This is a genomic window from Streptomyces canus, from assembly GCF_041435015.1.
Taxonomy (GTDB): Bacteria; Actinomycetota; Actinomycetes; order Streptomycetales; family Streptomycetaceae; genus Streptomyces; species Streptomyces canus_G.
The window spans coordinates 4,932,736-4,944,352 of record NZ_CP107989.1; the positions used below are offsets into that span (position 1 = coordinate 4,932,736).

Genomic DNA, 11,617 nt, shown 5'->3' on the forward strand with positions numbered 1-11,617 from the left:
GTCATTGCAGGCGCCGGTTCGACAGGCCGAACCCGCGGCGGTCGCGGTGCCGGGCGAGGACCTCCGACGACAGCCGTTCGGTGATGTGCGGGGACCGCTGCCCGGGGTCGCGGCCCACCCGTTCGGCGATCCGGCCCAGCGCCGCGACGGCCCAGTGCGGATCGCCGAGGAACGCGTCGTGCCGCCCCCGGTTGTGGAGCCAGACGTTCACGCAGGCGGTCGCCGCGAGCACCGCGGCGTACCGCGCCGCCAGCCGCAGCGCCTCGGGCCGGGCGGCGACGCTGAGGTCGGCGGGGGTCAATGCGGCGCATTCGCGTCGTACGTCCGCCTGCTCGGCCGCGATGACGAGGACCAAGCGGCGCAGCTCCCCGTCCAGTTCGGGGAAGCCGAGGGCCGCCGACAGCGCGGCGCTGAGGCTGTCACGCCCGCCCGAGCCGACCGACAGCCGCTCGAAGGGCAGCGGCGGCAGGTCAGCGCCGAGGTGGAACACCCCGGCGGGCGGCTGGGTGTCGTCCCGCCACCCCTTGCGGGCCAGCCGCGGCAGCTGCGGCAGCACCGTGCTGAGACAGGCCACGCGCGCGGTGTGGCCGAAGCCCGCCGGCGCCAGGTCACGCAGGTGCTTCTGGAAGATCCCGTAGCCGCCGTCGCGGAGATAGAACTGAGCGCCCAGCACCCGCGACAGGGCGTCCATGGCCTCCATCAGGAGCGTGGCCACGAAGTACTTGGCGGCCGAGGCGTACAGGCTGGTCTCGCCGGGGAGCAGATGCACCGAGCGCGCGGTCACGGTGGCCAGGCAGTCGCAGATCAGCAGGTCGGTGAAGGCGTCGGCGAGGATCGAGCGGATGTACGGCATCTCGGCCAGCGACCGCCCGTACAGGACCCGCTCGTCCGCGAACCGGGCGGTGACCTCCAGACCGGTCTCCAGGATGCCCGCGGTCATCGCCGGCAGCGCGGTGCGGGTGACCTGGAAGGAGCGCAGCGCCGTCTCCACGCCGAGCCCGGGCGCCCCCAGCACCGCGTCCGCCGGGACCGGGCAGTCCCGGAACTCCAGCCCGCCGAGCGGGACCCCGCGCATCCCCGCGCTGTGGAAGCGCGGCAGGTGGCGCGGCACGCCCGCGGGCAGGTCCGCCGTCTCCACGAACAGCTGCGAGTGGCTGCGGCTGCCCGGAGCGGGCGACGTGCGCGCGAAGAGGACCATGGCCTCGGCGCGCCGGGCGTTGGCGATCACTTCCTTGCGCCCGTTGAGCCGTAACCGCCCGTCGTCGCCCGGCAGTGCCGAGAACTCGGCCCGCGCGAAGTCGTTGCCGTGTGCCAGCTCGTGGTAGCCGGAGACGGCCCGGCCACCCGCCAGCAGCACGTCGGCCATCCGGCGGCGCTGCCGTTCGTCGCCCGCGGTCCAGACGTTGACCGCGGGGATGAGGCTGCTCGCTCCATATCCGAGGCCCAGACAGGGGTCGTGCCGGAAGACCGCCCGCATCACCTCGATGAGGTGGTCGAGCCGGGTCAGGCGCCCGCCCAGTTCGGGCGGGACGAACTCGGCGTTCAACCCGTAGTCGTCCAGCAACCGTTCGCCCGCGGCGAGCATCTCGCCCGCTTCGTCGGCCGCGAGCACTGCGGCGTGGCCGGTCGGATTGCCCGGGTCCCAGGGGTCGCCGAACTGGCGTTCGAGGTCGGCGATGGCGCCGGCCGCGGGGGCGTCGCGCGACCCGGTTCCGTCGATCACGAGGTGACCACCGAGGTCGGAGGAGCGCTGGGGCGGCCGGCCGTACGTGCGTCGAAGAGCCGGTCGAACACCTCGCCGTCGGTCGGCCGTCCCGGCGGGCGCAGCGATCGCAGCACGTAGGTCAGGACGGCCTCCAGCCACAGCGGGTCCTCGCCGGGCGTGCGGTGGTGGAGCCACACCCTCAGGGCGGCCGCGCCCGCGAAGCAGTCCTCGTAGCGGCGCGCCAGCGCGAAGGCCTCCGGCGGTGCGTACTGGGAGGCGGGCGGGCTCAGCGCCAGCTCGTGGTGGAGCCGGTCGCAGCCGGCGGTGAGCTCCTCGGCGAGCTCGGCCACGCGCGCGGGCGCCTGACCCGCGGACGCCAGCGCGCGCAGTTCGCCGCTCGCGGTGTGCAGGCTCTGCGTGAGGCTGCACCCGCCGCGCGCCAGCAGGCTCAGCCGGTCGAGCCGGGCCGGGGGCGGCGGGGCCGACAGGTCGGCGGTACGGCGTACGGCCTCCTCGTCGGCGATGCCCTGCCGATGGCCGCGGACCAGCACCGGAAAGTGGTTGATCAGAAGGTGCTGGTTGACGAAGGTGCTCCCGTCGAAGATGCCGACCACCCGGTGGTCGCGTTCCAGCTTCTGGAACGCGCCGTGCTCGTGGACCTCGGTGAGGAACGCGCGAGCGCCCAGCAGTTCGCCGCAGGCGGCGATCAGCTCGTCGGCGCGGGTCGGGACGTACGACTTGGCCACCGCGGAGATGACGGTCATCTCCTGCGGCAGGGTGTGCACGCTGCGGGCCGCCACCACGCTCACGATCTCGGCGGCGTGGAGCGCGGCGTACGCCTCTCCGAGCACGCGGCGTACGTGCGGCAGGTCGATCAGCCGACGGCCGTAGAGCTCGCGCCCGGCGGCGAACTCCTCGGCCAGCCGCACCGCCTGGTCGGCGGCGCCCAGCGACAGGGCCGTGCAGGCGGTCCGGGTGAGCTGCAAGGCCTTGAGCACGATCTCCAGCCCTGCGCCCTGCTCGCCGATCAGCGCGTCGGCCGGGAACGGGCAGTCCTCCAGCGCGATCCCGCTGATGTCGGCGCCCCGGATGCCGTGCGTGGGCACCTTGGGCAGCGGGCGCCAGCGGTCCGCCGGGAGGCGCCGTTTGTCGGCCAGCAGCAGGCTGAAGCCGCGCGGGCCGCCCTCCGGCCGGGTGCGCACGAGAAGGCAGAGCAGCGTGCCCCGGGTGGCGTTGTTGATCAGCCACTTCTCGCCGTTCACGCGGAAGCCGCCGGGCTCCGGCGTGGCGGTCGTCTCACCGGCGAGCAGGTCACTGCCGTGGCCGCGCTCGGTCAGTCCCCATGACACCGGTGCCCCGGCGATGATGTCGGCGCCGAGCTCGCGCGCCTGCTCCGCGCGGCCCGCCAGCCACATGCAGGCACCGCCGAGAAACGTTTTGCCGTGCCCGATCGCGACCGTCAGATCGCGGCGCGCCACCGCCCGCAGCGCCGCGACGAGTTCGTCGTAGCGGGTCAGGGCCCCGCCGAACTCGGCCGGCACGTACAGCCGCGGCAGCCCCATCCGGTCGAGTTCCCGGCAGATGTCGGCGGGGAACGACTCATCGCGGTCCAGCGCGGCACTGCGGGCGTAGGAGAGGGGCGCCGCGGGGTCGGCGGGATCGCCGAGCGCCCGGTCGAAGCCGTCGAGGTCGACGCGGTCGGTGTCGATCAGCGGGTCGGTCACCTTCACGAGCCATCACCGCCCGCATCGAAACCGCCGAGGCGGACACAGCCCATGGCGATCAGCCGCTCGGTCACCGCCACGAGGCATCACCGCCCCCGCCGAACCCGCCAAGGCGAACACGACCCATGGCGATCAGCCCCTCAATGACCTTCACCAGACATCACCGCCCCCGCCAAAGCCACCAAGGCGAATACGACCCATGGCGATCAGCCCCTCAGTGACCTTCACCAGACATCACCGCCCCCGCCAAAGCCGCCAAGGCGAACACGACCCATGGCGATCAGCCCCTCAGTGACCTTCACCAGACATCACCGCCCCTGCCGAAGCCGCCGAGGCGGACACGGCCGGTAGTGAGCAGCAGGTCGGGCATCGTCACCAGGCGTCACCGCCCGCCGCCTCGCCCAGCCGGGCGCGGACGGCCGGTGACAGTTCCGCGTGGAGGATCGGAAGCTCGCCGCCGAGGAACCGTCGGCGCAGCAGCCGCCGCTGGATCTTGCCGCTGGTGGTGCGTGCGACGGTGCCGGGAGGCACGAGGACGACGTTGTGGGCGGGCACCCCGACGTCCCGGGTGAGGCGGTCGCGGACGCGCGCGGCGACGTGGGCCAGCTCGTCCGGCGCGATCCGGTCGGCCCGGCACTCGCGGACGACCACGACCTCCTCCTCGGGCACGGGGACGGAGAAGGCCGCCCCGACCCCGCGTTCCAGGGCCGGGTGGGCCTCCCGCGTCGCCGCCTCCAGGTCCTGCGGGTAGAGGTTGCGGCCGCGGATGATGATCAGCTCCTTGGTGCGGCCCGTGACGTACAGCTCGCCCTCGTGCAGGATCCCCAGATCCCCGGTGCGCAGGAAGCCGCTCTCCCCGTCGGGTGTGACGGCGTCGAAGACGCGCCGCGTCTCGGCGGGCCGCCCCCAGTAGCCCCGGGCGACGTTCGGGCCCCGCACCCAGATCTCGCCGACCCGGCCGTCCGGCAGCGTCCGGCCCGCGTCGGCGTCGACGATCCGGATGTCGAGGTGCTCGGCGGGACCGCTGCTGACGATGCGGTGCACGGGCGCGCCGGGGGCCGGGGCCAGCAGCTCACCGCGCTCGAACGCGGCGGCGTCCACCTCGGTGATCACGGCGCGGCGGGCAGGCCGGTCGCCGGAGACGACCAGGGTCGTCTCGGCCATGCCGTAGCCGGGGAGCATCGCCTCGGGGCGCAGCCCGGCGGCGGCGAACCGCCGGGTGAACGCCTCGACGGTGGCTGCCTGGACGGGCTCGGCGCCGTTCACCGCGCACCGCCAGCGCGAGAGGTCCAGCCGGGCCAGCTGCTCGTCGGTGATCCGCGTCAGACACAGGTCGTAGGCGAAATTCGGCGCGGGAGAGAAGTCGATGCCGTGCCGGTCGATCAGCGTCAGCCATGTGTGCGGGCGCTTGAGGAAGGCCGTCGGCGGCATCAGCACGCTGCGACCGCCCAGGACGAGCGGCGTGAGCAGCAGCCCGATCAGACCGAAGTCGTGGTAGAGCGGCAGCCAGCCGCCCACCGGGCGGTCGGCGCTCATGCCGGCGATCGCCGCGAGGATCCCGGCGTTGGCCAGCAGGTTGGCGTGGTCGACCACGACGCCCTTGGGGTCGCCGGTGGACCCTGACGTGTACTGGAGGAAGGCCGGCGCGTGCGGGTCGGCCGGAGGCGGCCGCCACCGGTTCGCCGCGGACAGCTCGTCCACGGCTTCGGCGCAGTCGGGTGCGAGCACGGTCACGCCCCCGAGGTCCTGCTCCCTGGTCCAGGACACGAGCGCTTCCAGATCCGTGCCGTCGGTCAGGGCACCGGTCGCTCCCGCGTCCCGGGCGATCGCGGCGAGCCGGTCGGCCTGCCGCCGCTGACGGCCGTCGGGCGGCGGCGCGGGCACCGGGACCATGCCCGCGTACATGCAGCCCAGGAGGGATCGTGCGAACCCCGGCCCGGAGGGATGCAGGACGAGCAGCCGGTCACCGGCGGAGAACCGATCCTGCAACAGCGCGGCGACCTGGCGGGCGGACCGGTCGAGTTCCCCGTACGTCACGGTCTCGTCGGCCTCGGCGCGGAGCGGATCCGCGCTGAAGATCAGGGCGGTCCGGTCACCGTGCTCCGCAGCCCTCGCACACATGAGTGCGACGAAGCTTCCGTGCTCGTGCTCCATCGCCCCACCCTAAACGGCACTCTGGCGCCGCCGGATGAGTAATTGGCAAGAGGTGTAGGTGAGTTGAGGCTCGCGCCACTCACCTGCGGGTCGTGGCGGTGGGCGTGGGCTCCGGGCCGTCGGCGCGCAGCGGGTCGGGACCGGGCCTCGGGGGGTCGGCGACCACGGCCCCCTTCTTGTGGTGACGGGGCACGACGTCCTGAGGGAACGTCAGCTGCTGGTTCATCCACTTCAGGGCGGGGGGCATCTCCTGAACCCAGGTCGGGAAGTTGTGACTGCCGTGCTCGGGCAGGATCGACGCGACACGCATGGGTGCCTTCACCGCCCTGATGAAGGCCTGCGTCTGCGGATAACCGCGCTCCCCGTGCTTGCTCTCGGCCACCAGGACGGAGACCTGGGGGACGGGCAGGTGCTTGAGCCGCCACATCAGATCGTGGCCGTTCATCCGCTCGGTGCGGTCCGGTCCGCTGCCGAAGAGACTGCCGGTCGTCGGATCGTCCTTGACCCGGTAGTCGGGCGACAGGGCGGCGGCCGTCGTGTACACGTGCGGATCGCGCATCGTCAGCTGGAGGGCGCAGCTGCCGCCGGAGGAGTAGCCCATGACACCCCAGGCACTGGCGTCGTGGCCCACCCGGTAGGCGGACTTCAGGGCGTCGGGGAGATCCCTGGCCAGGAAGGTCTCGGTCTGCGGGCCGCCCGGTACGTTCACGCACTCGGTGTCGCGCGGCGGGGCGATCGTCGGCCGGATCATCACCATGACGGTCGGCTGCATCCGACCGCTCTTCTGCAGTTCACCGGCGGTCTGCGACACCCGCAGATGCTGCGCGAGGTTGAAGACGCTGCCCGGGTAGCCGCTGAGCGCGACGATCACCGGGAAGCGCTGACGCTGGTACGCCTTCTGGAAGTACTGCGGCGGCAGGTAGACGAACGCCGGATCCACCACGCCCGTGCGGCGGCCGATGACCTTCACGGACTCCACTCGCCCGTTCACCGCGGCGGGGCCGGTGGGCAGTCCGCTGACCCGGCTCAGCTGCTCGTCGCCGGCGGGCTGCACCAGCGCCCCCTTCACGGCGACGCCGCTCACCGCGCCCGGGCCGCCGTCGTCCCCCGCCTGCGTCACTCCGACGGGGGCCGTCTCGACACGGCCGAAGAGCTCGCCCCACGATCCGAAGAACTGGTACGAGGAGTTCAGCCAGCACGCGAACGCCGCGATCATCACCACCTGCGTCGTCCCGATGGCCAGCAGGCGTCCGAGCACCTGCCACAGTCCCTGCCGGGAGAACCGTGGCCACGACCAGACCAGCAGTCCCACACACACGGCGGCGAGGGCCGCCATCACATACACGGTCGTCTCGCTGGTCAGACCCATCCGGTTGATCCCCGATTTCCCTACCTGTGCGGTTTCCTTCACACAGAAGGAGGGGTGGGGAACCCTCCGCGTTCCCCAATTAGTGCAAAAGGGGTGGTGAAACCGCTCACTCGGCGGCGTCCCTTCGCCATGCCGGGGACAGGAGTTGAACTGCCCGGAGCTGCCCACGCGGCGGTACGCCGGTGCGGGCCGGGCGTCCGAGAGGCACTCTGCCGAGTCGGCGAACCGAGCGGGTTGAGCGGGTGAAGCTTGGGCCCGCGTTCGCGCCACGGGGCATGGATAAGGCTCCCCGCCGTATCCGGACGAGTCGGCGGACACGACGCGCTGGAGGCGAGTGATGAACCAGAAACAGGTCCAGACCGGCCACACCACCCACCGGGTCCCGGTCCTCATCGTCGGCGGTTCCCTCGTCGGCCTGTCGACCTCGCTGTTCCTGGGCCGGTTGGGCGTACGGCACACCCTGGTGGAGCGGCACGCCGGCACCTCCATCCACCCCCGCGGACGGGGCAACAACGTCCGCACGATGGAGCTGTTCCGGACGGCCGGCGTGGAAGCGGGGATCCGGGACGCCGCCGCCACGCTGGCCGGCAACCACGGGATCCTGCAGACACCCACCCTGGTCGGCGACGCGGGCGAGTGGCTCTTCCGGGAGATCGACCCGGGTGGCGGGCTGGCCCGCTTCAGCCCCAGCTCATGGTGCCTGTGCAGCCAGAACGACCTGGAGCCGGTGCTCCTCGAACACGCCGGGCGGCTCGGCGGCGACCTGCGGTACGCCACCGAACTGCTGTCGTTCGAGACCGGGCCCTCCGGCGTCACCGCGGTGGTCAAGAGCCGGGAGACCGGCGAGCACACCACCTTCCTCGCGGACTACCTCGTCGCCGCCGACGGCCCCCGCAGCCCCGTCCGCGAGCAGCTCGGCATCGGCCAGAGCGGTCCCGGCGACCTGTTCAGCAACGTCAGCATCACCTTCCGCTCCCGTCGCCTCGCCGGGGTCGTGGGCGAACGCCGTTTCATCGTCTGCTATCTGACCGATCCGGCGGCCGACGGTGCGCTGCTTCCCGTGGACAACCGGGAGAACTGGGTCTTCCACGCTCCCTGGCACCCCGAACGGGGCGAAACGCTCGAGGAGTTCACCGACGAGCGGTGTGCCGAACACATCCGCCGCGCGGTCGGTGTCGCCGACCTCGACGTGGAGATCACCGGCAGGGCTCCCTGGCACGCCGCCCAACGGGTCGCCCGGAGCTACCGTTCGGGACGCGTCTTCCTGGCCGGCGACTCGGCCCACGAGATGTCCCCCACCGGGGCGTTCGGCTCCAACACCGGTATCCAGGACGCGCACAACCTCGCCTGGAAGCTCGCCGCGGTGCTCGGCGGCTGGGCCGGGGAGGCGCTGCTGGACACGTACGACGCCGAGCGCCGCCCGGTCGCGGAGGCGACCAGCGCCCGCGCCGCCGCACGGTCGGTCGAGCACAGCCATCCCGGTTTCGCCCCGTCGCCCGGCGCGGGCGGCGGCGGTGGCCCGCAGCGCGGCATCCTCAACGTGGCCCTCGGTTACCGCTATCCGCAGGGCGCCGTCATCGGCGCCGACCCCGCGACCGCGGTCGTCCCGGAACGCCTCGACCTGTCGGGCGAACCCGGCAGCAGGGCCCCCCACCTGGCGGTACGGCACCGGGGTGAACGGATCTCCACCCTGGACCTCTACGAGACGTCGTTCGTCCTGCTCAGTGCTGCCGATGACCCAAGTGGCTGGCACGAGGCCGCCGTCCGCCTCGCCGAAGAGACAGCCGTCCCGCTGACCTCGTACCGGGTGGGCGACGGCTCCGGTGCCGAACTGACACCCGAGGGCGACGCGGACTGGTCGGCCGCCCACGGCACGACGCCCGGAGGCGCCGTACTCGTCAGGCCCGACGGGTTCGTGGCCTGGCGATCGCCCGGGCCGGTCCCGGATGCCGAGTCGGCGCTGCGCCAGGTCCTGACGACGCTGCTGGGGGCGGTCTGACTCCCGCTCGATCCGGGCGCGTTCACCCGGGTGACCGCCCCGAGTGGTGGCGGACGCGGGGCTGACTGACGGTGGATCACGTCGGGGGAGGGCCACTTCAGCTGACGAAGCACCAGCTGCCCGGCCGCCGACGGAAGGAACGTCTTATGCGCTCTGCTCGCATCCTCCTGACCACCGCGGCGGCCTCGGCCGTCCTTGCTCTCGGCGCCCCCGGCGCTTACGCGGCCGGGGACGACTGGGATTCGTCGGACTCCTCCTACAGCAAGGAGAACAGGGACCCCAAGTACGACCCGGAGACCTACAAGGACAAGGAGCACGGCCAGGACTCCGGCAGCAAGCACGACGGCGGCGGCTGGAGCGGCAGCCACGAGAAGCCCAGCGGCGGAATGCACACCGGGGGCGGCGGGTTGGCCTCCCCGGCGATGACCGCGGGCGGGCTCGCCGTGCTGGCGGTCGCCGGAACCGGCCTGTACGCGACACGCCGTAGGAAGGTCGCCGGAAGCATGGCCTGAGCCATGCCCGACGCGATAGCCGCTGTGGCCGCCGCGCGCGTGCCGCGTGGCGGCCCGGCCGGCCCTCCCCGTGCCCCGTACGTCCGATCTGCTGCCGTCCCCTGGTGAGGTGGTGTCCGATGGCAGTCCCTCCCCCCACCCCCGCAGACAATCCCGGCCACGACGAGCCCGCCCCGACCGGCCAGGGATCCCACACCAAGATGATGCTGAGCGCCGTGGCGATCCTGGTGCTGGGCCTGGGCCTGTTCGGCGGTCACGACAAGTCGTCGCCGGACGCCTCCGCGCCGCCGCGGGCCGCACCCGTCTCCGCGTCGTCGGCTCCGCCGCCCCGGCAGGCGGCCGGGCAGCCGTCCGGTCGGCATCTGCCGCGATCGAGGCCGGTACGTCTGCTCATTCCGAAGATCTCGGTCGACGCCCCCTTCACGGACCTCGCCATCGGTCCCACGGGCCGTCTCGAGCCGCCTCCCGCCCACGACGTCAACCTCGTCGGCTGGCACGCCAAGGGCGCTTCCCCCGGGGAGACCGGCACGGCGATCATCGCCGGGCATGTGGACACGGCGACCTCGGCGGCCGTCTTCGTGGACCTCGGAGAACTCGAGAAGGGGGACGTCTTCCACGTCGACCGGGCCGACGGGCGCAGAGCGTCCTTCGTGGTCGACAGCGTGGAGACGTTCGACAAGGGCCACTTCCCCAGTCGGCGGGTGTACGAGGACACGGCCACGGCCCAGGTCAGGCTCATCACCTGTGCGGGTGACTACGACCATACGGCCAGGGACTACAAGGACAACCTCGTGGTCTTCGCCCACCTCCTCTGAGCCCGCCCCGCCCGGCCGCCGGGCCGGCCGGTCACCCCCACGGTGCATACGAGTCGCGCGCTTGCGGGGGCGGGCTGACGATCGAGGAACGCCGACGTCATCCCCCGCGACCGACGTTCGTCCGCCTCTGCCCCCGAAGGAGATGTACACAGGATGACCACCACGTCCGACCGTGTTTCGAAAGCGCCTGAGCAACAGGCTTCGCAGCGGGTCTCCCAGTCCGTGTTCGACGGCTCCAGGCTCCGTGTCGTCCTGTTGGTGGACGTCTACGACGGGGCCCAGCAGCAGTTCCTCGAGGCGTACGAGAGTCTGTGCAGCCAGGTCGCCTCGGTTCCCGGACATGTCAGCGACCAGCTGTGCCAGTCCATCGAGAACCCCTCCCAGTGGCTCATCACCAGTGAGTGGGAGAGCGCACCGCCCTTCCTCACCTGGGTGAACAGCGAGGAACACGTGCGGATGGTGGAGCCGCTGCACAGTTGCGTCCGGGACACCAGGTCGCTGCGCTTCCACATCGTCCGCGAGACCGGCGGGCCGGCCGTGCCGACCGGGCCCGGCAAACGCCGGCTCCAGGCGTCCCCCAGGATCGGTGACGGGCTGATCCGTCACGCGCTCACCTTCACGGTCAAGCCGGGCAGTGAGGACACCGTCGCCAAGATCCTCGCCGGCTACACCTCACCGGAGCCGCGGGTCGACGACGCCACCCGGCTGTGCCGCACCTCCCTCTTCATGCACGGCAACCGGGTGGTCCGGGCCATCGAGGTGCGGGGCGACCTGCTCGCCGCGCTGCGCCACGTCGCCCGGCAGCCCGAGGTGCGGGCCGTCGAGGAAGCCATCAACCCCTATCTGGAGCAGGACCGGGACCTGGACGACCCCGAGTCCGCCCGGCTCTTCTTCACCCGCGCGGCGCTGCCCGCCGTACACCATGTGACCGCCGGTCAGGAGAGCCCGGAGGCCGTCCGGCACGCGCTGTACTACCCGGCCCGCGAAGGGTGCGGTATGCGGCTGGCCGAGCTGCTCGCCCGGCAGGACGAGGCGGCGGCGGACGATCCGCGGGGACCGGTGCTGCGCAGCACGATCTTCCAGCGCGACGACGTCGTGATGCGGCTGGTCGACGTGCGCGGCGCCCTCGACAGCGACCCCGGACCCGTGCTCGGTCTCACCGACCACGGCCGGGCGGCCGAACTGACGGCCCTGCTCGACGGCGAGGCCCTCGGACTGGACGGCCGGGCGCTGAAGGACAGCGCCCCCGCCCACCTCCTCGCGGTCTCCCGCATGGACCTCGTCACCGACCGCCGCGCGCCCGGCGCCTGATTCACCGGCCACCGGGCCGTGACCGGCC

The 11,617-nt window shown here is 72.6% G+C and carries 8 protein-coding genes; 4 read left to right on the top strand and 4 right to left on the bottom strand.

The annotated features are described in order from the left end of the window. Nucleotide 1: 1 nt before the first annotated feature. From OG841_RS22380 to OG841_RS22395, 4 genes are all read right to left on the bottom strand, one after another. The gene (locus tag OG841_RS22380; RefSeq protein ID WP_371566651.1) at nt 2–1,723 is read right to left on the bottom strand and encodes an acyl-CoA dehydrogenase; all 1,722 of its coding nucleotides are present in this window, start codon (nt 1,721–1,723) and stop codon (nt 2–4) included. Further along, nucleotides 1,720–3,435 carry an acyl-CoA dehydrogenase family protein gene (locus OG841_RS22385; RefSeq protein ID WP_371566653.1) on the bottom strand — a complete coding sequence of 572 codons (1,716 nt, stop codon included), beginning with the start codon at nt 3,433–3,435 and terminating at the stop codon, nt 1,720–1,722. Before OG841_RS22385 ends, OG841_RS22380 begins: the two co-directional genes overlap by 4 nt. 366 nt (nt 3,436–3,801) lie before the next feature. Then, nucleotides 3,802–5,583: a fatty acyl-AMP ligase gene (locus tag OG841_RS22390; RefSeq protein WP_371566655.1), complete on the bottom strand. Its 1,782-nt coding sequence runs from the start codon at nt 5,581–5,583 to the stop codon at nt 3,802–3,804. 79 nt (nt 5,584–5,662) lie between these two features. Beyond that, a complete protein-coding gene (locus OG841_RS22395) occupies nt 5,663–6,952 on the bottom strand; it encodes an alpha/beta hydrolase (RefSeq protein ID WP_328639878.1) in 1,290 nt (429 codons plus the stop codon). Between the two features lie 337 nt (nt 6,953–7,289). Between OG841_RS22395 and OG841_RS22400 the strand changes: the two genes are divergently transcribed. From OG841_RS22400 to OG841_RS22415, 4 genes are all read left to right on the top strand, one after another. Further along, nucleotides 7,290–8,951, top strand: coding sequence for an FAD-dependent oxidoreductase (locus OG841_RS22400; RefSeq protein WP_371566657.1), 1,662 nt, complete (start codon nt 7,290–7,292; stop codon nt 8,949–8,951). Between the two features lie 146 nt (nt 8,952–9,097). Then, the gene (locus OG841_RS22405) at nt 9,098–9,463 is read left to right on the top strand and encodes a hypothetical protein (protein WP_328639876.1); all 366 of its coding nucleotides are present in this window, start codon (nt 9,098–9,100) and stop codon (nt 9,461–9,463) included. 119 nt (nt 9,464–9,582) lie between these two features. Beyond that, nucleotides 9,583–10,278, top strand: coding sequence for a class F sortase (locus OG841_RS22410; protein ID WP_328639875.1), 696 nt, complete (start codon nt 9,583–9,585; stop codon nt 10,276–10,278). Between the two features lie 153 nt (nt 10,279–10,431). Then, nucleotides 10,432–11,589 carry a SchA/CurD-like domain-containing protein gene (locus OG841_RS22415; RefSeq protein ID WP_371566659.1) on the top strand — a complete coding sequence of 386 codons (1,158 nt, stop codon included), beginning with the start codon at nt 10,432–10,434 and terminating at the stop codon, nt 11,587–11,589. Nucleotides 11,590–11,617 lie beyond the last annotated feature (28 nt).

Excerpts from the sequence above, each read along its gene's own strand:
- OG841_RS22390 (WP_371566655.1), bottom strand. The coding sequence starts at position 5,583 with ATGGAGCACGAGCACGGAAGCTTCGTCGCACTCATGTGTGCGAGGGCT.
- OG841_RS22415 (WP_371566659.1), top strand. The coding sequence starts at position 10,432 with ATGACCACCACGTCCGACCGTGTTTCGAAAGCGCCTGAGCAACAGGCT.
- OG841_RS22395 (WP_328639878.1), bottom strand. The coding sequence starts at position 6,952 with ATGGGTCTGACCAGCGAGACGACCGTGTATGTGATGGCGGCCCTCGCC.
- OG841_RS22410 (WP_328639875.1), top strand. The coding sequence starts at position 9,583 with ATGGCAGTCCCTCCCCCCACCCCCGCAGACAATCCCGGCCACGACGAG.
- OG841_RS22405 (WP_328639876.1), top strand. The coding sequence starts at position 9,098 with ATGCGCTCTGCTCGCATCCTCCTGACCACCGCGGCGGCCTCGGCCGTC.
- OG841_RS22400 (WP_371566657.1), top strand. The coding sequence starts at position 7,290 with ATGAACCAGAAACAGGTCCAGACCGGCCACACCACCCACCGGGTCCCG.